This is a genomic window from Phocaeicola salanitronis DSM 18170 (assembly GCF_000190575.1).
Taxonomy (GTDB): Bacteria; Bacteroidota; Bacteroidia; order Bacteroidales; family Bacteroidaceae; genus Phocaeicola; species Phocaeicola salanitronis.
Genome location: NC_015164.1, coordinates 3366613 through 3392520, shown reverse-complemented (window position 1 = coordinate 3392520; position 25908 = coordinate 3366613). Strand labels below are relative to the sequence as shown.

The 25908-nt window shown below is 46.7% G+C and carries 15 protein-coding genes and 3 tRNA genes; 6 read left to right on the top strand and 12 right to left on the bottom strand.

Translation table 11 applies throughout. From position 1 onward, the window contains the following. Window positions 1-19: 19 nt before the first annotated feature. Window positions 20-2068 (bottom strand): porin family protein, encoded by a 2049-nt coding sequence (locus tag BACSA_RS14495; protein WP_013618784.1) that lies wholly within the window; start codon window positions 2066-2068, stop codon window positions 20-22. Between the two features lie 41 nt (window positions 2069-2109). Continuing rightward, entirely contained in the window at window positions 2110-3000 is an 891-nt protein-coding gene (locus BACSA_RS14490) for a helix-turn-helix domain-containing protein (RefSeq protein ID WP_013618783.1), read from the bottom strand. Window positions 3001-3195: 195 nt separating this feature from the next. Between BACSA_RS14490 and BACSA_RS14485 the strand changes: the two genes are divergently transcribed. Beyond that, window positions 3196-3975 (top strand): hypothetical protein, encoded by a 780-nt coding sequence (locus BACSA_RS14485; RefSeq protein WP_041584061.1) that lies wholly within the window; start codon window positions 3196-3198, stop codon window positions 3973-3975. Window positions 3976-4235: 260 nt separating this feature from the next. On the opposite strand, the gene BACSA_RS14480 is transcribed toward BACSA_RS14485, so the two are convergent. From BACSA_RS14480 to trpS, 4 genes are all read right to left on the bottom strand, one after another. After that, window positions 4236-4310 (bottom strand) — tRNA-Val (locus BACSA_RS14480). 35 nt (window positions 4311-4345) lie between these two features. After that, window positions 4346-4420, bottom strand: a tRNA-Val gene (locus BACSA_RS14475). Between the two features lie 34 nt (window positions 4421-4454). Further along, window positions 4455-4529: transfer RNA gene (locus tag BACSA_RS14470), tRNA-Val, on the bottom strand. Between the two features lie 177 nt (window positions 4530-4706). Next, window positions 4707-5798, bottom strand: a complete 1092-nt coding sequence (trpS, locus tag BACSA_RS14465) for a tryptophan--tRNA ligase (RefSeq protein WP_013618781.1) — start codon at window positions 5796-5798, stop codon at window positions 4707-4709. A 114-nt stretch (window positions 5799-5912) separates the two neighbouring features. Between trpS and carB the strand changes: the two genes are divergently transcribed. From carB to BACSA_RS14455, 3 genes are read left to right on the top strand one after another with little or no spacing between them, the layout of a single operon-like run. After that, window positions 5913-9137, top strand: a complete 3225-nt coding sequence (gene carB, locus BACSA_RS14460) for a carbamoyl-phosphate synthase (glutamine-hydrolyzing) large subunit (protein WP_013618780.1) — start codon at window positions 5913-5915, stop codon at window positions 9135-9137. 48 nt (window positions 9138-9185) lie between these two features. After that, window positions 9186-9428 (top strand): hypothetical protein, encoded by a 243-nt coding sequence (locus BACSA_RS19475; protein ID WP_169311460.1) that lies wholly within the window; start codon window positions 9186-9188, stop codon window positions 9426-9428. 1 nt (window position 9429) lies between these two features. After that, a complete protein-coding gene (locus BACSA_RS14455) occupies window positions 9430-10191 on the top strand; it encodes a YaaA family protein (RefSeq protein WP_013618779.1) in 762 nt (253 codons plus the stop codon). Between the two features lie 267 nt (window positions 10192-10458). Here the strand turns inward: BACSA_RS14455 and BACSA_RS14450 are convergent, their stop codons facing one another. From BACSA_RS14450 to BACSA_RS14425, 6 genes are all read right to left on the bottom strand, one after another. Then, a complete protein-coding gene (locus tag BACSA_RS14450) occupies window positions 10459-12102 on the bottom strand; it encodes a fumarate hydratase (protein WP_013618778.1) in 1644 nt (547 codons plus the stop codon). A 164-nt stretch (window positions 12103-12266) separates the two neighbouring features. Beyond that, window positions 12267-14039 carry a TlpA family protein disulfide reductase gene (locus BACSA_RS14445; RefSeq protein WP_013618777.1) on the bottom strand — a complete coding sequence of 591 codons (1773 nt, stop codon included), beginning with the start codon at window positions 14037-14039 and terminating at the stop codon, window positions 12267-12269. A gap of 156 nt (window positions 14040-14195) precedes the next feature. After that, entirely contained in the window at window positions 14196-16184 is a 1989-nt protein-coding gene (locus BACSA_RS14440; RefSeq protein WP_013618776.1) for a DUF4954 family protein, read from the bottom strand. Beyond that, window positions 16181-17446 (bottom strand): GTPase HflX, encoded by a 1266-nt coding sequence (gene hflX / locus BACSA_RS14435; RefSeq protein WP_013618775.1) that lies wholly within the window; start codon window positions 17444-17446, stop codon window positions 16181-16183. Before hflX ends, BACSA_RS14440 begins: the two co-directional genes overlap by 4 nt. A gap of 309 nt (window positions 17447-17755) precedes the next feature. Next, window positions 17756-19372, bottom strand: coding sequence for a RagB/SusD family nutrient uptake outer membrane protein (locus tag BACSA_RS14430; RefSeq protein WP_041584443.1), 1617 nt, complete (start codon window positions 19370-19372; stop codon window positions 17756-17758). A 31-nt stretch (window positions 19373-19403) separates the two neighbouring features. Further along, window positions 19404-22604, bottom strand: a complete 3201-nt coding sequence (locus tag BACSA_RS14425) for a SusC/RagA family TonB-linked outer membrane protein (protein WP_013618773.1) — start codon at window positions 22602-22604, stop codon at window positions 19404-19406. A gap of 273 nt (window positions 22605-22877) precedes the next feature. Between BACSA_RS14425 and BACSA_RS14420 the strand changes: the two genes are divergently transcribed. Then, window positions 22878-24035 carry a site-specific integrase gene (locus BACSA_RS14420; protein ID WP_013618772.1) on the top strand — a complete coding sequence of 386 codons (1158 nt, stop codon included), beginning with the start codon at window positions 22878-22880 and terminating at the stop codon, window positions 24033-24035. 682 nt (window positions 24036-24717) lie between these two features. Continuing rightward, the gene (locus BACSA_RS14410) at window positions 24718-25845 is read left to right on the top strand and encodes an ATP-binding protein (RefSeq protein WP_013618770.1); all 1128 of its coding nucleotides are present in this window, start codon (window positions 24718-24720) and stop codon (window positions 25843-25845) included. Window positions 25846-25908 lie beyond the last annotated feature (63 nt).

Genomic DNA, 25908 nt, shown 5'->3' with positions numbered 1-25908 from the left:
CTCTGTGTTCTATTTTGCTTTACCTCAAGATGCCGGTATCTTTATCCGCTTTCTGTTCAATGTTCCGCCGGACATCTTTATATGCCCTTCCCTGTGAGAATTTCCATGCAATGTTCAGGCTCACGAAATTGCCCAAGTCACGGCAATGCAGAGCAGTCGTTTTCCGGACATAACGGTTGTACACATCCGACTGGAATTGCTTGTAACGGTTTCTAAACGGTTGTTGCCAGGCAAGCGACAAGTTCAGGTTCTTGTACCGGTAGGATGCGTTCAGAGAAACAAACGAGCCGTTGAATCCTTCGGTCTCGCCTTCGAGGAAACGGAAACCGCTGTCCATGAATGCCGAAAGGGTAAGTTTGCCTAAGTAAGCCTGCACACTGGCTGTACCCGAATAAAACGTCTTGCAATGCGTATAGTCTTCGCCGAAGTTAAAACAGCGGAAAAGCGTACCAGATAACGCTATCGAAAGCTTATCGGGGACTATCCAACCATTCGCATACAGCATCAGGTTAAGCACATCGATTTCTTTTTGATTGAGTTGGGTGTACACAAACCGGTTGTCTTCGGTCCGGATATACGTAGCCATATTCGGCTGATGGCAACGTTTTCCGTATGCCTGGACAAAAGACTGGAAGCGGGGATGCGTGTACGAAATCTGAAAAGTATGCGCTTGCTCCCGGTTCGGGCGGATATCGGGATTGCCCAACGTCCATTCCATGCTGTTGTTGCGGATAGAAGTATTGCTAATCATCGCCACCCGCGAAACATGCTCACTTATCTGGAAATCATATTTCAGCTGGACGGCTTGCACCGGATTGTAGGCAACGGAAGCCTTCGGACGGAACAGCCAGTACTGATAATCGTGCGCTTGCTGGCGGTAATCCAAATAACTGCCGCCTACTCCCGCCACATACCTTATCGGACCAAGTTTCCCCTTTATCTCGGCAAAAGCATAGACGCTGCGGTTATGCATCGGATTGACAGAATTTACATCACCCGTGTACTTATTCTTCGTGTATTTCTGCATGTAGTTTGCCCCAGCAGTAAACGTAAAAGGCTTGAGCCGGTTCTCGTAAACGGCTTCACTCATCAGGGAATAAGTCTTCCCTTCCACCTGATATGCATACGGCGCACCCTCATCGTAACTGCTGCGGAGCGAAGTGACGATATACGTCCCTACGGCATTCAGTGTCAGCGACTGACGGGAAGTCAATTGCTTAAAGAAATACAAATCCAAGACCGGACTGGAGCTAAGGTTACGTTCGCGTTGCGTGGCGATATATTGCTCATCTTCTTCTATAATCCGCTTCCGGTTATAATTGTTGGGGATATGCGAGAAATCAGCCTTTAGCGAAGCCTGAAACACATAGTCGGCAGAATCGGCAAGATTATATTTCAATTGCAAGCCATTATTAAAATTCCGGCTACGCGAAGCAAAATCATTCCGCTCAATAGTATGAGTGGAACCATCCGTAAGCCGGTAATGAGCTGTTTCGTCCGTCCGGTTTCCCTTAAAGTCCTTGTACCCGAAATTATAACTCAACGAAAGCTCGCTTTTCCCGGCATTCCATTTCCCGTAGATTAAATCATTGCCCAATTTAGCGGTCATCGCTTGGGTCAAATCAATACCGACCGTATATCCGCTATCCGCCCTTCGGGTCAGAATGTTAATAACGTATGCGATTCCTTCTCCGTATCTCACTCCGGGATTGTCGACAAAGTCTATCCGGCTGATGCTTTCGGGAGAAAGCGCCAGCATTTCTTCCCGTCCTACGATGATACCGTTAATGCGTAACTGAATGTTTCCCCGCCCATCAATAGCCGACAGATTTTGCGAAACCTCATCCACACGGATATTGGGCAAAGACAGTTTTTGCAAGATGCTATATCCCGAATGCGATGCATTCTTTTGCGCTTCGGTGGGATAAATAATCTGACCGTCGGGCTTATGAATCACCTTAGCCGCCTTAACTTCTACCGCTTGAAGATTTACCGTTTTTGTTTCGTTTTGCGCCGATGCGGTAAAAGCATATACTCCTAAAATAAAAAGAATCTGAACACGTTTCATTGCGCTTTCGTTTTAAGTCCGGCGCAAATATACATTCCAGCTTATCGCTCCGTAAAAAATGAAGCTGACATCTTTCTGACATTATCCTGACATTCGGTCTTCTTCTTGATTTCCAGCGAATAACTTCTTCCTCGATGCGCTACGATTTGTAATTCGCTACACGTCTCCAGAATCGGCTTCAAGCGTCGCACCAACGTGTAAAGTGTATTGTTAGCATCTGTTTTCTTGGGCCAGAGTGCCGCACAAATTGCTTCTTTCGACATCGAGTGCGAAGGAGCGTGCCACAACATCCGCATCAATTGATGTTGCATTGGGGTAAAATCTATGGAGACATGATGAGCATCGTAGAAACACTCGTTCGCAGACGAATAAAAGAGCCCGCCATAGCTGCTGACTTCACCGGATACATTTTTCTTCCGCATCCGAAGCATCGAACCAATTGCCCAAAGCAAAGCCACAAAAGCCAGCAAAGATGACCAACGCTGGTCGGACATCCGGAATATCCAGATAGCCGAAAGACGTGTGTAGCTTCTCACGGCAAGCGTTGTTCCGGTCGCCTTATGGTTTACAATCAATGTATCACTACTAATCATATCGGATTCGGGGAAATTGCCGGAACAAACCTCATCCACGATATTAAACGAAAGAAACGTCTTGTCTTTCAGTTTCTGGTTTTTCAAATTACGGCAAAGTTTCCGGTCGGCAATGGCAAGCCACACTTCTCCGTCCGATACTTGCCTAAGCCGTTTGTATGCCCGAATGGAGTCTTGCGTGACAATATTGCCTTGCCGCTCTTCCACCATACGCAACAAAGCTTGGTTCAAGTCGGCGGTTATCTCTTCCTTAGCGCCCAAATACCCCTGACGTCCTGCCAACAACGATGAGAGCATCAACGCCACAAAAATTCCGACAGATAAGATTCTACTATCCATATATTTCCTTCCGATTCGATTTTGATACGGCAAAAATACGAAAATTTTCTTCTCCGCGAAAAACGGAAAAAAAGAAATAGGGGCTCACAAAACCTTCGCGACATTTCATGCAGCTTGCACAATTTTCTGTTAAATAAAGTATTGCAATTTCTTTTTTCCTTATCTTTGCGGATGTTATTTCAACTCCAACTAAAGATGAAGACAAACAGATTTTCATTCAGCATCTATGCGTGGACGCTTTTCGCCTGCGCATTCGGATTGGCATCCTGCCACGACCTGACTATCGACAACGGAGGGTATCTCGGATTTATGACTAAAGGAACTATCGTGGGCAATGACGAAGACGGCTATTACCTCTATTCGTACAGCGGAGACGAAGTCGCCATCTGCTACGGCAAAGGACTGGACAAATACGAACGGGCTTACTACGGCCTTTCGTTCAAAGAAGAAAACCGGTTCTTTAGCAACCGCACCCCCGGTTTCACTATCATTGACAACGCAAGTGTGGAAATCGAAACTGCCAACAGAATCATCCACCCCATCAGTAAAGCGGAAGCGGACAAACGGGGCATCACGCATCCGGACAGTTGCAGCGTAGACGAGAACTTTGAGTTATCAGATTCTTACGGAGCGGGAGACGGTTACTTCGACTTCTACACGCTTGCTACAATTACCAACGACTTTTCTACGCATTACGAATATGCGTCTATTCCCATAGACTTGGTATACGACCCTGCCCGCCAAAGCCCGGACACGCTGCGCTTGGCACTTTGCTACCGTCCGCACGTGCCGGAAGGCTGGGAGAAGTATCGCTATGAAGCCGGCACTTTTTCGTGCGACATCTCCGGACTCGCCAACTTGCAGGAATGGAACGATTCGCTTTGCATCGTAGTGGACACGGGAGACAAGCAGCTCCACTACATGCCCATCAGTAAAAAAGGCTTCAAGAAGCCCGAACCGTTTTTCGATTTTTAAGCAGAACAAGGAAGGGGAATTGAATGAATTCCGCAATTAGCCAATGCGTAGGGGCAAGGCTATCCGGCAACGAACGCCAGAGCCACCTCAAACGAACATAAGTGACAAGACCGACTCACTTATGTGAAACGCCCGAGTTACTTATGTGAAACAGCCGACTCACTTATGTTCATCAACATGCATGCCTGCGTCAAGCTAAAAATACTTTTTCGTAGAAACTCTGAACAGCTTCTAAAATCAAGAAAATGTAAAGGGGGAAGTGGGCGTTGACGGATTCGAACCGCCGACCCTCTGCTTGTAAGGCAGATGCTCTGAACCAGCTGAGCTAAACGCCCGGGGAAGGGGAAATTTGACCAATTTTCTTTAGGAGTGGGCGTTGACGGATTCGAACCGCCGACCCTCTGCTTGTAAGGCAGATGCTCTGAACCAGCTGAGCTAAACGCCCTAAAGTGTGTCATGAGAAAGAGTCTTACGATGAGTGGGCGTTGACGGATTCGAACCGCCGACCCTCTGCTTGTAAGGCAGATGCTCTGAACCAGCTGAGCTAAACGCCCGATTAGGCTCATTTCTCATTTGCGCTTGCAAAGGTACAGCTTATTTTTAATTCTGCAAACTTTTGGGAAACTTTTTTTCGAAAAAGCGAAAAAACAATGGAAACAATGGATAATTGACAATTGATAATTACGATGCCGGCTTGAAATAATTATCCATTGTCAATTATCCATGGTCAATTACTTCCCGAAGCGTTCCGCCTGCTCGGCGATTAACGCCTCATCATCGAAATAATCGATTTTCATCGCACGGCGGACTTCGCTCAAAGTCTGTGCAGCCGCCTCACGAGCCACTTCGCATCCTTTCTTCAGCATGTCGTAAATAGCCGGGATGTCTTTTTCGAACGCTTTGCGGCGTTCACGGATGGGTTCTAACTCCTCTTGCATGATAGCCGCCAGGAACTTCTTGACCTTTACATCGCCCAAACCGCCACGGGTGTAATGCGCCTTGAGTTCGTCTAAGTTGGGATAGTCGGGCAAATAACGCCCGAAATGTTCGGGACGGCAGAAGGCATCAAGATACGTAAATACGGTGTTCCCTTCCAGCTTGCCGGGATCGCTCACCTTGATGTGCGTGGGATCGGTGTACATGCTCCGCACTTTCTTTTCGACCTCATCTGCCGGATCAGATAAATAGATGCAATTGCCCAGCGACTTGCTCATCTTTGCCTTGCCGTCGGTTCCGGGCAGGCGCAGGCAAGCCGCGTTATCGGGAAGCAGGATTTCCGGCTCTACCAATGTCTCTCCATAAATATAATTGAAGCGGCGCACAATCTCGCGTGCCTGTTCCAGCATCGGTTCCTGGTCCTCGCCCACAGGGACGGTAGTCGCCTTGAAAGCGGTAATGTCAGCCGCCTGGCTAATCGGATAAACGAAGAAACCTACGGGAATGCTGGTTTCGAAATTGCGCATCTGTATTTCGGTCTTCACCGTAGGGTTACGCTGAAGGCGGGACACCGTAACGAGGTCCATATAATAAAAAGTGAGTTCGCACAACTCGGGAATCTGCGACTGGATAAAAATGGTAGACTTGGCAGGGTCTAATCCTACTGACAGATAATCGAGCGCAACCTCGATTACATTTTGACGTATTTTCTCAGGATTATCGATATTATCCGTCAAAGCCTGCCCGTCGGCTTCGAACACGAATATCTTATCGTAAAGCCCCGAGTTCTGAAGCTCTACCCGACGGCGCAAAGAGCCTACATAATGTCCGATATGCAGTTTTCCGGTAGGACGGTCACCGGTCAAAATAATCTTTTCTTTTCCCATATTTCAATTTCTTATTAAATTATTGGGACAAAGATAATCAAAACCTTTGTTTTCTTCAAAAATAAATCGTTCCTTTGCAAAAACAATTGATAATTAATTAAATCTATATATGCCATGAAAAAGGAATTGAAAAAAGTCCTGGTCTTGGGATCAGGCGCACTGAAAATCGGACAAGCGGGAGAATTTGACTATTCAGGTTCACAAGCCTTGAAAGCATTGCGCGAAGAAGGCATCCGCTCGGTACTGATTAACCCGAACATCGCCACGATACAAACTTCGGAAGGCATTGCCGACCAAGTATATTTCTTGCCTGTCACCCCCCATTTTGTTGCGGAAATCATCAAGAAGGAACGCCCCGACGGCATTCTGTTAGCCTTCGGAGGACAAACCGCGCTGAACTGCGGTACAGAATTGTATAAGAACGGGACGCTGAAAGAATACGGTGTAGAAGTGCTGGGCACCTCGGTAGAAGCCATTATGTACACCGAAGACCGCGACCTCTTTGTGAAGAAGCTGGACGAAATTCCTTTGAAAACACCTGTCAGCCATGCGGTAGAGAACACCAAAGACGCCATCAACGCGGCACGAAGCATCGGCTATCCGGTGATGATACGCTCGGCATACGCACTGGGCGGCTTGGGAAGCGGCATCTGTCCCACGGAAGAAGCCTTTATCGAACTGGCTGAAAGCGCTTTCACCTTCTCGCCTCAAATTTTGGTGGAAGAGTCGCTGAAAGGATGGAAAGAAATCGAATTCGAAGTCATCCGCGATGCAAACGACCATTGCTTTACCGTAGCCAGCATGGAAAACTTTGACCCGCTGGGCATCCATACGGGCGAATCGATTGTAGTAGCCCCTACATGTTCGCTCACTCAGGCGCAAGTGACCATGCTGCAAGAATTATCGAAACAATGCGTACGCCATCTGGGCATCGTAGGCGAATGCAACATCCAGTTCGCATTCAATGCCGACACCGATGATTACCGCATCATTGAAGTGAACGCACGCCTGAGCCGCTCGTCTGCCCTCGCATCCAAAGCGACAGGCTATCCCCTCGCCTTTGTTGCGGCTAAAATCGCATTGGGATATACCTTGGACGAAATCGGCGAAATGGGTACGCCCAACTCTGCTTACGTGGCTCCCTCGCTCGATTACCTTATCTGCAAAATCCCACGCTGGGACCTTACCAAATTCGTGGGCGTATCGCGCCGCATCGGTTCGAGCATGAAGTCGGTAGGCGAAATCATGTCTATCGGACGCTCATTTGAAGAAATCATCCAGAAAGGCTTGCGCATGGTAGGGCAAGGCATGCATGGATTTGTGGGCAATGACCATACAAAATTCGATAACCTGGACGATGAACTCGCCAACCCGACCGACCTGCGCATTTTCGCTATCGCTCAGGCACTGGAAGAAGGGTACGACATCCAGCGCATTTACGACCTGACAAAGATAGACCCATGGTTTATCGGCAAACTGAAAAACATTGTAGATTACAAGCACAAGCTGCAAAGCTATCACACCCTGGAAGAAATTACGCCCGAAGTGATGCGCGAAGCCAAACGGTTGGGATTCTCTGACTTCCAGATAGCACGCTTCGTATTGAAGCCCCAAGGCGGCAACATGGAAAAAGAAAATCTTGCCGTACGCGAATACCGTAAGAGACTGGGCATCCTTCCTGCCGTGAAACGCATCAACACCGTGGCTTCGGAGCATCCCGAACTGACGAACTACCTTTATATGACTTACGATGTGCAGGAATACGACGTCAACTATTACAAGAACGAAAAGTCGGTAGTGGTGCTCGGTTCAGGAGCCTACCGCATCGGTTCTTCCGTAGAGTTTGACTGGTGCTCGGTAAATGCCATTCAGACCGCACGCAAACTGGGATATAAGTCGATTATGATTAACTACAATCCCGAAACGGTATCGACCGATTACGACATGTGCGACCGCCTCTACTTCGACGAGCTTTCCTTCGAGCGCGTATTGGACATCATTGACCTGGAACAGCCGCGGGGCGTCATTGTATCGGTAGGCGGACAAATCCCGAACAACCTTGCCATGAAGCTCTACCGCCAGTCGGTTCCTATCTTAGGCACTTCGCCTGTATCCATCGACCGCGCCGAAAACCGCAACAAGTTCTCGGCTATGCTCGACCAACTAGGCATCGACCAACCGGCATGGCAAGAGCTGACCAGCCTGGAAGATGTAGAGAAGTTTGTAGAAAAAGTAGGCTATCCGGTATTGGTGCGCCCGTCGTATGTATTGAGCGGTGCAGCCATGAACGTATGTTACGATGAAGAAGAGCTGAAACGCTACCTGCAAATGGCAAGCGAGGTATCGAAAGAATACCCCGTAGTCGTATCGCAGTTCATGCAGGAAACCAAGGAAATAGAATTCGATGCCGTGGCACAACACGGGGAAATCGTGGAATATGCCATTTCGGAACACATCGAATATGCCGGCGTACACTCGGGTGACGCAACCCTTGTGTTCCCCGCACAACATATTTACTTCTCTACGGCACGGCAAATCAAGAAGATGAGCCGCCGCATCGCCAAAGAGCTGAACATATCGGGTCCGTTCAACATTCAGTTCCTGGCACGCAAGAACGAGGTAAAGGTAATTGAATGTAACCTGCGTGCATCCCGTAGCTTCCCCTTCGTATCGAAAGTATTGAAACGCAACTTCATCGAAACGGCTACCCGCATCATGCTGGACGCTCCATATACCCAGCCCGACAAATCGGCATTTGACATTGACTGGATTGGCGTGAAAGCTTCACAGTTCTCGTTCGCGCGCTTACAGAACGCCGACCCGGTATTGGGCGTAGACATGTCGTCTACAGGTGAAGTAGGATGCTTGGGAGACGATTTCAACGAAGCACTGCTCAACGCGATGATTGCCACGGGCTATAAGATTCCGAAACAATCGGTATTGCTTTCTTCGGGAGCCACCAAATCGAAAGTCGACCTGCTGGATGCCAGCCAGGAATTAAGCAAGCACGGCTATCACATTTATGCGACCGCAGGCACGGCAACGTTCCTCAACTCGCACGGCATTCCGACGACTCCGGTATTCTGGCCCGATGAACGTCCGCATGCAGAAAACAACGTGATGAAGATGATAGCAGGACATAAGTTCGACCTGATTGTCAACATCCCGAAGAACCATACAAAACGTGAACTGACCAACGGTTACCGCATACGCCGCGGCGCCATCGACCATAATATTCCGTTGATAACCAACGCCCGCCTGGCAAAAGCCTTCATTGAAGCCTTCTGCCAAATGAAGCAAGAAGATATCAAGATAAAAAGCTGGCAAGAATACAAATAAATAAATGAAGAATGAGGAATTAAGAAGCTGTTTTGAATTTATCGTGCGATGATTTGGGATGAGTTTTTGAGGCATTTTCGCTTCTGTGATGAGGAAGATAGCGGGCTATCTGACGAAGAACAGGAGCGGAAAGGACCAAAAAATCGCCCAAAGCACACACGAAAACGGATGCATCAAGCCAAGAAAAACTTTTTGGAGAAATTCAAAACAGCTTCTAAGAATGAAGAATGCCGTTCGGATAACAATTCTTCATTCTTTATTCCTCATTCTTCATTCTTAATTCTTCATTGATATGGTATTATTTATTTCCTGCTCCAAAACCATGACCGAGCATAGCCGGATAAAAGTTCCTTTTTCTTCTACCCCCTTTTTCGAAAAAGAAGCACAAGAAAATGCCTTGGACATGATTCATTATAGCGCAACAGAGCTTGCCCAATTGCTTCGCACCAACACCCAACTGGCAAGCGACGCATACGTACGCTTACTGGATTTTCCTTCAGAAACCGGACATTTTCTTCCAGCCATCCTCGCTTATACAGGCATCGTGTTCAAACACATCGGACTCAAATTCTTTACTCCCGAAGACTTTGCTTATGCACAACAGCATTTGTTCATCACCTCTTTCCTATATGGTTTGTTACGCCCGTTAGACCTGATTAAGAACTATCGGCTCGAAGGACATGTACGCATGCCTCAACACGAATGCACGGTCTTCGACTATTGGAAGCCCATATTAACCGATTATTTTATCGGAGAAATCAAGAAACAAGGAGGCATTTTGTTCAACCTTGCCAGTTTGGAAATGAAAGAGCTGTTCGACTGGGAACGGATATGCAAAGAAGTGCGTGTCATCACGCCCGAATTCTATGTATATAAGGAAGGAAAGCCGAAATCGGTAATCGTCTATATCAAGATGTGCCGGGGAGAAATGACGAAATACATCCTGCAAAACCGGATAGAGGATCCTAAACTCATTAAAAAGTTCGAATGGGAAGGCTTCACCTACCAACCGAGAAAAAGCACTCCCGACCATCCGGTATTTATCGCCGGGTAAGAAACAGAAGCTTTATGCTTCAATTAAAACGCAGATTAACACAGATTTTCGCGGATTTATCTTTTATAGTCAATCAGAAATGAATTGCGAAAAATCATTTGTCATGCTGAACGAACGTGAAGCATCTCGGATGCGTCCACGTGGATGTACACGAGATCCTTCACGTTCGTTCAGGATGACAATACATCAAGATTTTTTCGCAAACCAATTTTGTTTTACTATAAATAATCCGCGAAAATCTGTGTTAATCTGCGCTTCTATAGAAACTTATTTACAGCCCGTGCAACGCGGCTTGATTTGCTTGAAGAAATCATTGCCTTTGTTATCTACCAAGATAAATGCCGGGAAGTCTTCCACTTCAATCTTCCAAATGGCTTCCATACCCAATTCCGGATATTCCACACACTCGATGCTCTTAATGTTATTTTGCGCCAAGATAGCGGCAGGTCCGCCTATCGAGCCCAAATAGAAGCCTCCGTATTTCTTGCAGGCATCCGTTACAGCCTGGCTACGGTTACCCTTGGCAAGCATAATCATGCTTCCGCCATGGCTTTGGAAGAGGTCTACATACGGGTCCATACGTCCTGCCGTAGTCGGTCCCATTGAACCGCAAGCCATTCCCTTCGGAGTCTTTGCCGGACCGGCATAGTAAATCGGATGATCCTTGATGTATTGCGGCAGGTCTTCACCCTTATCCAGACGTTCTTTCAGTTTGGCGTGAGCGATATCACGGCCTACAATGATTGTACCATTCAATGACAGACGGGTTGCGACAGGATACTTATCAAGTTCCGCCAAGATTTCCTTCATCGGACGGTTCAGGTCAATCTTCACGGCATTGCCTTCGCCCGCCTGACGCAATGCTTCCGGTATCAGTTCGCCCGGATTCGAATCCAGTTTTTCAATCCAAATACCGTCTTTATTGATTTTACACTTGATGTTACGGTCCGCCGAACAAGATACGCCCAGACCTACCGGACAAGACGCACCGTGGCGCGGCAAACGGATAATACGTACATCGTGTGCATAATACTTACCGCCGAACTGTGCCCCCAGACCGATACGGTGCGCTTCTTCCAACACTTGCTTTTCGAGTTCGATATCGCGGAAAGCACGTCCGTATTCGTTACCCGTAGTAGGCAGGTTATCGTAATAATGCGTAGAAGCCAATTTTACGGTCAGCAGATTCTTTTCAGCCGAAGTACCGCCGATAACGAAAGCGATATGATAAGGAGGACAAGCCGCCGTACCCAATGTCTTCATCTTCTCTACCAGGAACGGCACCAACGTAGCCGGATTCAGAATCGCTTTAGTTTCCTGATACAGATAAGTCTTGTTAGCCGAACCGCCACCTTTCGTTACACACAAGAAGTTGTATTCCATACCTTCAGTAGCCTCCAGGTCGATTTGTGCCGGAAGATTGCAACGGGTATTCACTTCTTCGTACATACTTAACGGAGCGTTTTGCGAATAACGCAGGTTGTTTTCGGTATACGTCTTATACACGCCCAAAGACAAGGCTTCCTCGTCGCAATAGCCCGTCCATACCTGCTGGCCTTTTTCGCCATGGATAATAGCCGTTCCGGTATCTTGGCAGAAAGGCAATACGCCCTTGGCAGCTACCTCGGCATTGCGCAGGAAAGTCAACGCTACATACTTATCGTTCTCGCTCGCTTCGGGATCGTTCAGGATTTTTGCCACCTGTTCGTTGTGCGAACGGCGCAACATGAAAGATACATCGTGGAAAGCAGCATTCGCCATAGCGGTCAATCCTTCTTTTTCCACTTTCAGGATAGGTTTTCCTTCGAACTCGCTTACCGATACATAGTCTTTCGTAAGCAAATAGTATTCAGTAGTATCTTCTCCGTGCTCAAACATCGGCTGATACTTGAATTCTGGTGTTGTTGCCATAATCGATTAGAAATTAATTGTTAGTTATTACCTGAGAGCAAAGGTACAAAGTATTATTGAAATATTTCCTTAAATAAACGAGTTTTTTAGTAGACAAGACACTTTGTTGATACACCTACACGGGTAATCTTCTGCGCTTTTGCGTCTCTGCGTTCAAGCCATAATCATTCTCCTGCCCGAAGCAAGTCTTTCATCAACGCATCGGTGCCCGGAAAACCTACGTACTTGTCTTGCAACTTCCCGTCGTAGCTGATAACCAGGTATCCGGGAATACCCGTAATGCCGTACGTCTTGCAAAGATATTCCCATTGCGCTTTCGTCAGGCGGTAATGCACTCCGTTTATATCCGTAATGGCTGTTTTCCAATCTGTTTCCGGTGAAGAAGGACCGGTCAGATAAATATATACCACGTCTTTCGGTTCCAACTTCTTTTTCAAGCCACGAATTGCAGACATACTCTTCCGGCACGGTCCGCACCACGTTGCCCAAAAGTCAACCAATACAGCCTGTCCCTTATAAGGAGCAATAATAGCCGGCAAAATGTCTGCCCCCGACACACTTTCATCCAACTCTGCCACGACATACGTTTCACTCGACTCTGCCAGCAATGCCTTTTCCTCCAACGTCTTCGTCTTGGTCTTAATGTATTTCAGGATTTCGGGTTGGGAAATGCTCTTCATCAGCTTCTTGTCATCGGAAGAAAACTTACGCTCTTTCACGAAATGCTCGTAAACCGTACGGGCTTTCTTCACATCGTCCCACAAATCCACCGTCTGCCCTTTGTCACGTTCCATGTATTCCAAATAGGTGGTATAATCATATCCATACCGGAAATAAGGAGATTTCACAATGCCGGGCATCTCGCCTTTCGCTCCAAGCGTGACCAATTCATTCATCTTCAGGTTCAACAAGACATACTGACGATATGCTTCCCCTACCTTCTCATCGTGTTGCAATGCTTTTTCGTATTTGGCATAGTGATGCTTTACATACTTCGCATATTCATTCGCAGATAATCTGGAGGTCAAATCCTCAAAGCCCGGTTCTTCATTCATCGACAAAGGATAGCCCCATGTTGCCAATTCCGCATTCAAAGCGGATGCTCCGCCATCGAACCATGCTTTTTGCTCTTGCCCGTATTTATCCTTCAACAAACGGGAAGCCGACATGCTCAACTTCGGAAGATGAATATAAACCGTCATCTCTTCGCCCGGCACCAAGAACAAATCCAATTGGGCTTTATTGATTTGCAAATGGGCACCTCCAGCCAATAACAAATCAGTCTCGATATGGAACGAACCGTCCTGACGTACCCGCACGGTCTGACCCCATTGATTATAAAGAAGCCAATCGGAATGACGGAACACGACATCCAAGTCCATATCCGGATGATATCCCAAGATATAACCGTTGATGATAGATTTTCCCGCCTTCAATTGCGGCTCAGGCAAGGCACGGCTTTGCTCCAAACGCCTTGTTTGCAAGAAACTGGGCAAGTAAACGTAAGGCTCAACTCCGGTCAATTGCACTCCATAAATGGTCCAGCCTTCTTCTTTTTCCACAAAATCCACCGCATGCACACCCTGAGGTATCGGTGCAAACGAAAGGATGATATCCATTTTGCCTGAGTCCGGTATCCGTTCCGGAACCGTCTTCCCGTCTATCGACACATTTCCCGCTTCACGCAAAGGAAATTCTTGTTCCGCACTCCGCAAACAAGTATTCGAAGAGATTACCGCAACTTCACCCGGTTTCCCGTACAAAACCGCATCAACCTGCGTCTGCTCATCGGTTAATATTATTTTCTTTATCTCTATCTTCGAGGTATTAGCCGTTACAAAACACGGATGAGTGACTTCTCTTTTCCGATAATTCCCGGCTTGTGCCATCATGCTGATGCAGCACATCAGGCATACCAACCAAACATATTTTTTCATAACATTTCCTTTTTAATTGGTAGTTAAGGAGTCAAAACTTTTTCTTTTATGTCATCCTGAACGGAGTGAAGGATCTCGTGTACATCCACATTTATGTGTACGAGATTCTTCGCTACGCTCAGAATGACAGACTAATTCTATTTTGAACACTTCAATTTATACAAGCCCGCTCAAGCGGTCCAATAATTCATTACCTAATTCCGTTTTCACTTTGATATGTTCCAATACCGCCGTAACGAACGGATTGCTTTCGAATACGCCACGCACTTGCTCGAAATCGAGTTTTTGCTCAGCTTTGCTTCCATCGGCACCGAAACCGGTCATCGAGGTCAACGAGAATTCCTTCTTCGCGTCCTCGTAGACCAGACGGTCCAGTCCGACCACTGCCTCCTGCCATTGGCGCACAATCGCGCAAATGTCGGATGCCGTTATCCGCTCTGCATCCAGCCGGTAGAACTCCAACATCTTTTCGTATGCCCACGTCCATTCATACGTATAATAATGCGCATGCATATCGGCAAACCGGTCGTGTATCTGGTCTACTGTAGACAAGGCACCTGTCTCAATATCGCTCATCAAGCGTTCGATTTCACTCTTCGGGGCAATCAGCCCGGAAATATCCACCCACTCCCCGCTTCCGACGGGCGTATCCGGAAGCAGACGCTTGCGGATTTCCTCGTCGCTTTGGAAACGTATCTTTTCCAGACGCTTGATAACCGAATTGCCCAAGAACTTATGGATAGCCGTTTCATAGAACCGGATGCCTTTGTTCAATGCCGAGTTCTTAATCTTCGCGCTCTGATACGAGTAGGTTTCCGAAGTCTCGCCCGATACCCGCGCCAGTTCTTTCAGAATTTCCCTTCCTTTCATCATCTTCTGGATGGTATACGGACTGAGCAGGTTATAGTTTATCTGGTCCAGGCGCAACGGGTCTTTACGCAAATCGCGCTTGGGCCACTTCTGCGCATCACGTATGGTGCCCACGCTCCGCAAGTTAACTCCGGGAGCCAAGTATGTTGTATTCTTGTCCTCTATCAGATAAGAGAAAGGCAGGTCGGACGTATCCGGATGATTGACGTGCCTTCCCATCACCAGCGAGAACGCCCCGATACGTGCGGGCCAAAGGATGTACGAGTCGGATGTGGTCTTTGCCCCGCGTTCCATGGCTCCCTGATGAATCGGCCCCAGCTTATACATGTGGTTGCTCTGGTTCGAGCCGGAACCGGCGTTCATAAACGAGAACATGCCCGCAATCAGCAAGGTCGACTTATGGTGCGTCACCGTAAAAGGTCCTGCAAAAATGGCGCATGCCTCGCCGTTCTCTTCCTGGCAATTGCTGAAGAACAACGAATCGGAAGCCGAATAATTATGCCCCATGCGGCATGCCTGCCCCACGAAACAACGGGTTATCATGGTTCCGTCCTCGATATGTGCCCCGCTCGAAATGATAAAATCATCGCATACCACGCCGTAGCCGATATGTACCGGGTCGGAAGCATTGCTGTTGACGGTCCCGTTCTTCAGGCGTCCGGCGCCTTCTATCTCGCAACAATCCCCGATGCGGACATTCTTGATATAGCCCGAATTGACAATGCTCACCCGATTGCCGATGCTTCCCGTTTCGGATGCATGCGCCTCGGCATACGCTTCTATCAACGCTTTCATCCGCCCGATAAGCAACGGACGGTGGCGGTAGAGCGCCATGATATATGCCTGATGCGCCGAAAGGCGGTCGTGTATCATCACTTCCCGCCCACCGGTCTCGTTCAAGACCGAAACCTCTACGCCGTTTCCGAAACGCGATTTCTTATCCACCAGGATGATATCCACATTCTCGATGAATACCGATTCGCCTATCTCATAATTGGCTATATAATTCTTCACATTCTCGATGAAACAATTATCGCCTACCGTCACATTGTGCAATGCCGCATACGACAGTCCTGCATGTTTGCAGACACCGCCAGCCAAACGGAACTCACCTTCGAACACCCCCAAACGTATTTTCCCGGAGAAACGGGTATGATGCACGTAATCAGGCGTAAAAGCCTCTGCCACTTGCACGTCGTTCCAATCTGCCGCCGTACATGCCTGAGCCTCCAGACGCCCGATTTCTTCTTGGGTCAACGCACGATAGTTTCTCATAAACTGCCCTCCTCATCATAGGTTTGGTAAAGGAAATCATTGTACGGATACTTCTGTACGTGCAGCTCCCTTACCTTATTATATAATAGACGCCTCAATTCCTCCAAGTTCGTCTTGTTGCGTGCCGAAATAAAGATGCAGTTGTCGTTCATCTTCGCCATCCATGTATGCATCAGTTCTTCCAGCGTCACATTCTCTTTCGTCTTCGGAGTCAGGTCGTCCGCATCTTTTTCGATGTAGGTATAGGCATCAATCTTGTTGAAGACAATCATCGTAGGCTTTCCTCCGGCTCCCAGTTCAGAAACGGTTTTGTCTACCACCTGTATCTGTTCCTCGAAGTCGGAATGCGAGATATCCACCACATGCACCAGCAGGTCGGCTTCGCGCACTTCGTCCAAGGTAGACTTGAACGAATCGACCAAATCGGTAGGAAGCTTGCGTATGAACCCCACCGTATCGGAAAGCAGGAAAGGCAGATTATCGATAATCACCTTGCGCACCGTGGTATCGAGGGTGGCGAAAAGCTTGTTTTCGGCAAACACGTCACTTTTGGCAAGCAGGTTCATCAACGTAGACTTGCCTACATTGGTATATCCCACCAAGGCAACCCGAATCAACCGTCCGCGGTTCTTGCGCTGGGTAGACTTCTGGGTATCAATCTCCGCCAGACGTTGCTTCAGCAAAGACATACGGTTCAGAATGATACGGCGGTCCATTTCCAACTGGGTCTCACCCGGACCACGAAGCCCTACCGAACCTTTACCGCCTCCGGCACCGGAACCGCCTCCCTGACGTTCCAAGTGAGTCCACAAGCGTTGCAGACGGGGAAGCATGTACTTGTATTGCGCCAGCTCTACCTGTGTCTTGGCATTGGCGGTTTGCGCCCGCATCGCGAAGATATCCAATATCAGTGAAGTACGGTCCAGTATCTTTACTTTCAGTTCGTTTTCGATGTTCCGGATTTGCTTTGCCGACAACTCATCATCAAAAATAACCATGCCTACTTCCGTCTCTTCGCTCTCGTTCTGCATTTCCAAATATTCCTTTATCTCTTGCAGCTTTCCCTTACCCACATACGTCACCGAGTTGGGCGTATCCAGCTTTTGAGTAAAGCGTTTCACCACTTCCGCCCCAGCCGTTTCGGCAAGGAAAGCCAGTTCGTCCAAGTATTCGTTCGTTTTGCGTTCGTTCTGGGTCTGGGTTATCAGGCCCACCAGCACAGCCTTTTCGGTCTGCGCCTCAGATATTACAAATTCTTTCATCCAGTCTCGTTCTATTTCTACACATCGCAAATATAAAGAGATTTCCCGATAAAAACAATATGAAAGGAAAGAATACATCCACAACACGGGCTTCCGCATCGTGCGACACGACCGCCTGAGTAGCCCAACACGACCGCCCGTTTCGGTCCGCATGACCGCCCGCGATACCAGCAAACCCATATCATGGGAAAAACCTACATAATTAATCACACGTACCTATCTTTTATTCTCTCCGACACGCCATAATAGAACAAGAAAAGGCTGCCCCATCGGAGACAGCCCTCTATTTATCGGATTTCAATAAACGCTTTACTCAGTAATGTCCTGTACAGGAGTCGGAGCAGGAGCAGACGGATTATTATCATCCTCGGTCAAAGCCTGGTTCGAGTTGATTTCGTTTTGCGGAATGCGCCACAATAAAATAGCAGAACCCGGCTCGATGTTATAAACCGAAGCGGCTTGCGGGAAACCTGCACCCCGGCGGTCTACACCTTTGTTCAAGCGCATGATGTCAAACCAAATCAAGCCTTCACCCCAAAACTCAATACGGCGCTGGCGGTAGATTTCTTCCTGAATATCCGTTGCGGAAGCAGCGGTGCAGGTATATTCCGGATCACGGTAAGTCTGGATAAAGCTTTCCAATGTAGCCCGGCCTGTTCCGGCATTGCCTCCCATAGCCTGAGCTTCCGCCATAATCAAGTACATTTCCTCGATACGCATTAACGGTATGTCATTCGCATTGGTAGAAGTTTCCAGTTCATTGTTATAAGGAGCGAACTTCACTTGTGTATAAGGACCGAAACCGTATCCTTTCATCAAAGCTTGTTGGGCAGCCGTCAAATTAGCGGATACCGTATCAGCATTCAGCCACCAGCCTTTACGTGCATCGGTGTCCGGAATGGTATTGAACAGGGCACGGTTGATTTGCTTTCCGCCTGAATACCAAGCATAACCATAGTTAAACGAACCCATGTGTGAAGGCCAGTTTACGATACCAGAAGACACCACAGGGTCTGATTCTTCTACCAATACGCCCCACATCCAGTCTGGTTCCGTAACATCCCAGAAAGTCGGATGGTTCACCTCTTCTATTGTTGCCGGGCGAGCATCCGACAAAGAAATAGCGGTTTGTGCAGCTTCTTCGGCTGCAGCCCATTCCTGTTTGGTCAAAGCCACACGTGCACGGATACCGTATGCCACCGACTGGTCGATATAACGGCGGTCAGGACGGCTCTCACCTGCATCTTCCGCCGATTTCAAATAATTGATACCGGTTTCCAAATCGGCTTCAATCTGGTCATAAACAGCTTGGACTGTAGCACGGGGCGCACCGTTCGCGGCAGCATCTGCCGAGTTCTCGTTTGTAATCAAAGGCACACAAGGTTTATCCTGATTGCCTACATACGTAAACTGATACAGCTGAGCCAAGTTGAAATAACAAAAGGCGCGGGTAGCGTAAGCACGTCCCAAATACATTTGGAAAGTAGGGTTATCGGTTTCCGGATCGAATGAAGCAATGGCATTATTAGAAGAGAAAATAATGTTATACAAATCATTCCATACCATTTGAGCTTCGTATGAAGTATAATCACGGTCTTCAAAAGTCAAACTGCTTCCTTGCCAGTTGTAACCGTTATTATCACTTACAACGTCCATACCGTTAGCATCCGTAGCCAACATAATGGTCGGATATCCGATATCGTTATGGCGTTCTAGTCCCAACGCATCTGCATTCGGCATACGTTGGTTAAACTGAGAATAAATAGCATTGATGGCAGCTTCCGCACGTTCCGGATTCTGAATATAAACCTCCTCCTTTTGGTCGGTCGTAACGACATCTCCTTCCGGTGCTGTATCCAAGTCCTGACATCCCGTAAATGCCAGGGAGAGAAGCAGGCTCGAAGCGAAAATATATTTTGTTTTCATGTTCTTTCTCATTAATTTTAAGTTTTATCAATTAGAATGTCAAGTTGATACCTCCTGAGATGGTGCGGATCGGCGTATAAAGGGCAGTAGTAGCACTGGTATAGCTTTGGCGCGGGTCCAATCCCTTACGTGCCGAGATAAAGCCCAAGTTGTCCGCCGTGAAGTAGATACGCAATTTCTCAATCTGCATCTTTTGAGTCCAATTCTTCGGCAAGGTATAACCTACGGTGATGTTATTGATGTTCAGATAATTCGAACTGGTCAGGAAACGGGTTGAAATCGAATTAGTATAACGGTCTTCCGCATCCAGACGAGGCACATCGGTACGAGTATTGGTCGGAGTCCATGCATTCAAGATATCTTTGCTCCATGCTGTACCGCCACGCTGGTAACCGCCATGCATCGTAACCGCATAACCGGAATCGTAAATTTCTCCGCCCAACTGGTAAGAAAGCGAAATAGAAGCGTCGAATCCGTATGCCGTTACACTGGTTCCGATACCGCCATATACCGTAGGCATCATGTCATCCGTTGCAATACGGTAATTTTGTGCATCCATATAATCGGTGGTTTTCTTCCGTCCGATGATATTTCCTTTTTCATCCTTATCAGCCGTCCAGTAAAGAGCCTCACCGGTTTCTTCATCCACACCTGCATATTCCACCAAGTACATACGGTACATAGACTCGCCTTCTTCGTAAATACGGGTATCGTCAATCAGACGTCCGTTCAGGTTCTCATGCAGTTCATTGATTTTGTTCTTGATGAAAGTCGCGTTTAAGTTCACGTCCCAAGTTACGTTCTTGTTCTGAATGATGTTGTAAGTGAAGTCCATTTCAAAACCTGAGTTAGTCATCGAACCTACATTCACCGGCATCGAAGTATAACCCAAGCTACCTGCGGTAGGCAAGTTATAAAGCATGTCAGAAGACTTACGCCCGAAATATTCCAATGTACCGGTCAGCTTGTTCTTGAACAACGAGAAGTCCACACCTATGTTATACGAAGTAGAAGTTTCCCAAGTCAAATCCGGATTACCTTTATAATAAAGCACACCGTCCGAATAAACACCATTCGCACCGCTGATGCTGTATTGGTCGATATACGGATAATAGTTCTTTGTTGTCAGGTCACCCATCAAAATGTCATCATTACCCTGCTGTCCGAACGAAGCTTTCAGTTTCAATTGGTTCACCCATTCTACGTCTTCCATGAAAGCTTCTTCCGAGATACGCCAAGCCACACTGGCTGCCCAGAAGTCACCCCAGCGGTGATCGGGAGCAAAACGTGAAGAAGCGTCACGGCGGTAAGACACATTACCGATGTATTTGTCGTTATATGAATAGTTAACACGGGCGAAAATACCGTGAGTAGCATACTCATGTTTATTACCGCCTATCTGCCAGTTATCAATCGTATTACCCAGATAATAGCTTTCCGGATTATACAAGTTAGTTCCGTACCCGGAGAAGTTGGTCATCTCCATGCTATATCCATCGTAACCGGCAGTCAAGTCAATGTGATGAATATCATCGATAGAAAAAGCATAGTTAGCCACATACTGCTGGTCGAAACCGAACGTACGCATGTGTGCCTGATATGCCGTACCGCCATACGATGCAGTCTGTCCCATATACGCATTACCTAAATCGTTATAACGGGTATTGTCGATATGCAGACCGTAACGCGCCGTCAAGGTCAGTCCCTTAATCGGAGTGATTTGCGCATACCAATTGGCATTGATAATATCCATCAGGTATTCGGTCTTATTGTAAATCAAGTCACCGGCAGGGTTAGCGATAGACATGAACGAACGGCTCTGGTTCGTACTCTGTCCGTCACCATAGTCATATACCTTACGTCCGTTGTTAGTCATGATATTGCCATTGGCATCACGCACATACAACGGATAAATAGGTGCCGCAAAGTTAGCGATATAGAAAGCGTTACCCGTAGAATTGGTAGTAGTCTGTTCGCCCGGATTACGGCTATTGGTAAAGTTATAAGCCACATTAGCCCCCACTTTCAACCAATCGTTTACCTTGTAATCACCGTTCAAACGACCGCTGTAACGCTTGAATCCAGAACCGTCAATTACACCTTGGTCATCCAAATAGCCCAAAGAGAAGTAGAACGTAGCACGGTCATTACCGCCTGATACGCTCAGGTTGTACTCCTGACGCAATTTGTTCTTGAACATTTCCTTTTCCCAGTCATCCGGCGTATAATAATAAGTACCGTCATTGTAACCTAATTTCGCGTTCGGATTGACACGTCCGTCTGTAGTAAACATGCCTTCACCCTCAGGAAGCGTATATACCTGATAACCTACACCACCCGATGCATTCCGGAAAATAGTAGAATTAGCGTATGCGTGAGCCGCAGCATCGTCATAACCCAAGTTATACAAACCTGCATTCTTCAACGACTGGTAAGCCAGTTCCATATATTGGTTCGGGCTATCAATTACATCGTAATTGGTCACGGCACGTGAGTTAGCACCCCATTTGGCATCAAAGTTCACACGAGCTTTGCCCGAAGCACCCTTTTTCGTAGTAATCATGATGATACCGTTGGCACCACGCGCACCATACAAAGCGGTAGAAGCCGCGTCTTTCAATACGGTCATGCTCTCGATATCTTGTGTATTCAACGAAGAAAGGTCACCGTCGAACGGCATACCGTCTACAACGTACAACGGGTCTGTACCTGCATTGATAGAGCCGACACCACGGATACGCACCTTCGCATCCTCACCCGGCTGACCGTTAGAGCTTTGAATCTGTACACCGGCAACCGCACCAGCTAATGCATTTGTAATGTTAGATACCTGACGTTTTTCGATTTTATCTGCCTTCATTACTGAAGCCGATCCGGTAAAAGTACCCTTGGTTGCTGTACCGTAAGCCGTCACCACAACTTCGTCCAACACCTCTGTGTCCGCATGCAGCACAACTTTCATAACCGGCTGAATCTTAACTTCTTGCGTCTGCAATCCGATGAAAGAAATCACCAAAGTTCCGGCCGAACTTGGCACATTACTAATTGTAAAGTTACCATCTATATCAGTAACCGTACCTACAGTGGTACCTTTTACCAATACAGATGCTCCCACTACGGGTAAACCGTCTTCGTCAGAAGTAACCGTACCGGTTACCTTCTTCACTTGCGCGTTTACCAGACCAAAACCTATCATCAGGCAGGTCATTAACAGCATCAATTTTCTTTTCATAAAAAATTCTCTCTTAAATTTAACCTTAAATAAACACTTTTATCTAATTCAGTTTGCCCGCAAAGGTAAGCATTTATCTTATAACTTGTACACTTTTGGAAACAAAAGATAAGAAAGCCTTCGCTTTTTAACACTTTAAGATTTCATTTTTGCATAAAAAGCCAACGAATATGCGGCTCTATGGATATTTAAAATAGGCAAAAAACGATGCAAGAGACACTTGTGAGCGCATTTGCGGATAAATCGAACTTCTTACGTTAAAAAAATGGATTCATGAAAAAAATTAGCTACAGGCTGGTGTACAATCGCAAAAAACACCTCAATGCCAACGGGAAAGCCTTGATTCAGGTTGAAGCTTATTTAACAGGACAAAAGGCATATTTCTCGACCCACATTTATGTGAAGCCCGAACAATGGGATTCGAAACACGGGCGAATCGTGCTTCATCCGCACGAAGAAGCGTTAAACCGGATGCTTGACGAATTTCTTCTAAACCTCCAATATCGGGAGCTGGAAGGCTGGAAGCAGGGAAAGGCGGTTGCCTTATCACTGCTGAAAACGGAACTTCCGGAAGTCACGGAAGAGCGTTTTTTCGCTTTCGGTAGAAAATGGGTAGAACATTCGGAGCGGAAAAGAAGCACCCGGAACAACCTGAACACCACGTTGGCGCTCGTGCAAGAGTTTCGTCCACACCTGAACATTTCGGACATCGATTACGCATTCTTGCTTCAATTCGAATCGTTTTTAAAGCAAAGAGCGTTAAAGACGAATACCATTGCCAAGCATCTGTTCCACCTCCGTACGTTCTACAATGAAGCCGTCCGCGAAGGGCTTGCCGCTCCGGAATCTTCTCCTTTTACTAAATACAAGATACGGACTACCGAGAGCCGGCATGTGTTTCTCCTTCCCGAAGAATTGGAAAAGCTGGAAAAATTGGCACTGGCGCTGGAAGGGAAACCGCTGTGTCATTCGCTGGACGCGTTTCTATTTTGTTGCTATACCGGATTGAGGTATTCTGATTTTACGAAGTTATCGGAAAAGAACCTCGTCTGTCCGGATAAAAAACATGCTTGGCTGCTATTCAAGTCCCAAAAAACCGGTGTGGAAAGCCAGCTTCCATTAGACTTGCTTTTTCAAGGAAAAGCGGTCCGGATTTTGGAGAAGTACGAAGACAAAAATAGCTTCTTCCGTCTGAAACCCAATCCGGATGTCAACAAAGACCTTATCCGTATCGGCAAGCTGGCACAGATAGAAAAGCATTTCTCTTTCCATTCTTCGCGCCATACGAACGCCACCTTATTAATATATAGCGGCGCAAAACTGACTACGGTGCAAAAGTTATTGGGGCACCGGAGCATCAAAACTACGCAAATCTATGGAGAAGTCTTCTCGCAAACCTTAGTGAATGACTTAAAGAAATGTAAGTTCTAATGCTGTTTCGGAAGTTTATATATACTGAAACTTTAGTTTTGAGGCGATGAAACTAAAGTTTCAGGCTATTAAAACAGAAGTTTCAGTATATATAAACTATTGTGAAACTATACTGCTTTGGTTTAATTGGCTTTATATGCATATTGAAAGAGCCGATTGTATGGGGCAAAACATCGTTTTTATCGCGGAGCAGAAGCGGATTGCAAATACCGCAAGACTTAGAAACTGTTTTGAATTTATCGTGCGCTGATTTGGGATGAGTTTTTGTAAAGACGCAAAATTTTGCGTCTTTACTATGAGGAAGATAGCGGGCTATCTGACGAAGAACAGGAGCGGAAAAGACCAAAAAATCGCCCAAAGCACACACGAAAACGGATACATCAAGCCAAGAAAAACTTTTTGGAGAAATTCAAAACAGCTTCTAAGAAATAGGCGGAAAGAATAAGAAACAGAAGCAAATATGTAATGCGGGAAAAGCATACGTTGTGAAAGACGGAATAGAAAACCGGCTGTATGAATACCGTTTCTTCGTGGCAATTCGGGCTGGAATATTAGAATGGAAAGTAAAAGTATGCAGCACGTTCCGAATTTCTTATAATAATTTCGGAATTGAATCCGAATTTCTTATAATAATTTTGGATTTACTATCCTAATCTCTATCTTTGCGGAAAATACTGAAACTATGATACACCGGATGCTTGAAGAAAATATACGGCCATTGCTTGGCGGGAATAAAGCAGTCATCATTATGGGAGCACGACAGGTAGGCAAATCAACATTACTCAACCAGCTACTTGGTGAAAACAAAAACACCTTATGGCTGAATGGGGATGATATGGACGTGCAGAACTTATTCCATGAAATGACCTCTACACGTATGCGCACTTTGCTTGGCAACAACAAATATCTTGTAATCGATGAAGCCCAACGCATTCCGGATATCGGACTTCGCATCAAGCTGGTTACAGACCAGATACCTAATATACAGGTTATTGCTACTGGGAGCAGTTCTTTCGAATTGGCTTCGAAAGTAAACGAACCGTTGACCGGACGTAAACGTGAATTCAAGATGTTCCCCTTAACATTCAGGGAGATGGTCGGGCATACCCACTTCTTAGATGAATTGCGTTTGATTCCCCATCGTCTGGTTTACGGATACTATCCGGAAGTGGTGTGTAACCCGGGAGATGAAAAAAACGTATTGAAAGAACTTTCGGACAGTTATCTGTATAAGGACATTCTTTCACTTGACAATATCAGCAAGCCAGACAAGCTGATACGTTTACTCAAGGCACTTGCCCTGCAAATAGGCAGCCAGATATCATACAACGAAATCGGTAATATGATAAGTCTGGATTCGAAAACGGTAGAACGTTATGTTGACATTCTTGAAAAATCGTTTATCGTATTCCGCTTAGGCAGTTTTTCACGTAATCTTCGCAATGAGTTAAAGGCAAGCCGCAAGGTCTATTTTTGGGATCTCGGCATACGGAATGCTGTAATCGGGAACCTTGCACAGATAGAAAACCGCACGGATGCAGGAGAATTATGGGAAAATTTCGCGATCGCTGAACGGCTAAAACAAAATGCTTACCAAAATAGTTTCGCACAATCTTGGTTCTGGCGCACCCAGCAACAAAAAGAGATTGACTACATCGAGGAAGAAAACGGCATAATTCAAGCGTTCGAATTCAAATGGAACGAGCGTAAAGCAAAAAACAAGTGTCCGGAATCTTTTTCTACAGCTTATCCCGAAGCCTCCTTTAAAATCATTACGCCTAAAAACATAGAAGAATTTCTGATGATATAACTTTCAATGACGAAAGCTATAACGGTCTGGCAGGTAAAAAACGAAAAACCGACTTTTCTAAGA

What these genes read in the sequence shown, in the direction of transcription:
- BACSA_RS14495 (WP_013618784.1), bottom strand. Translation starts at nt 2,068, where the DNA reads ATGAAACGTGTTCAGATTCTTTTTATTTTAGGAGTATATGCTTTTACC.
- BACSA_RS14490 (WP_013618783.1), bottom strand. Translation starts at nt 3,000, where the DNA reads ATGGATAGTAGAATCTTATCTGTCGGAATTTTTGTGGCGTTGATGCTC.
- BACSA_RS14485 (WP_041584061.1), top strand. Translation starts at nt 3,196, where the DNA reads ATGAAGACAAACAGATTTTCATTCAGCATCTATGCGTGGACGCTTTTC.
- trpS (WP_013618781.1), bottom strand. Translation starts at nt 5,798, where the DNA reads ATGGGAAAAGAAAAGATTATTTTGACCGGTGACCGTCCTACCGGAAAA.
- carB (WP_013618780.1), top strand. Translation starts at nt 5,913, where the DNA reads ATGAAAAAGGAATTGAAAAAAGTCCTGGTCTTGGGATCAGGCGCACTG.
- BACSA_RS19475 (WP_169311460.1), top strand. Translation starts at nt 9,186, where the DNA reads ATGATTTGGGATGAGTTTTTGAGGCATTTTCGCTTCTGTGATGAGGAA.
- BACSA_RS14455 (WP_013618779.1), top strand. Translation starts at nt 9,430, where the DNA reads ATGGTATTATTTATTTCCTGCTCCAAAACCATGACCGAGCATAGCCGG.
- BACSA_RS14450 (WP_013618778.1), bottom strand. Translation starts at nt 12,102, where the DNA reads ATGGCAACAACACCAGAATTCAAGTATCAGCCGATGTTTGAGCACGGA.
- BACSA_RS14445 (WP_013618777.1), bottom strand. Translation starts at nt 14,039, where the DNA reads ATGAAAAAATATGTTTGGTTGGTATGCCTGATGTGCTGCATCAGCATG.
- BACSA_RS14440 (WP_013618776.1), bottom strand. Translation starts at nt 16,184, where the DNA reads ATGAGAAACTATCGTGCGTTGACCCAAGAAGAAATCGGGCGTCTGGAG.
- hflX (WP_013618775.1), bottom strand. Translation starts at nt 17,446, where the DNA reads ATGAAAGAATTTGTAATATCTGAGGCGCAGACCGAAAAGGCTGTGCTG.
- BACSA_RS14430 (WP_041584443.1), bottom strand. Translation starts at nt 19,372, where the DNA reads ATGAAAACAAAATATATTTTCGCTTCGAGCCTGCTTCTCTCCCTGGCA.
- BACSA_RS14425 (WP_013618773.1), bottom strand. Translation starts at nt 22,604, where the DNA reads ATGAAAAGAAAATTGATGCTGTTAATGACCTGCCTGATGATAGGTTTT.
- BACSA_RS14420 (WP_013618772.1), top strand. Translation starts at nt 22,878, where the DNA reads ATGAAAAAAATTAGCTACAGGCTGGTGTACAATCGCAAAAAACACCTC.
- BACSA_RS14410 (WP_013618770.1), top strand. Translation starts at nt 24,718, where the DNA reads ATGATACACCGGATGCTTGAAGAAAATATACGGCCATTGCTTGGCGGG.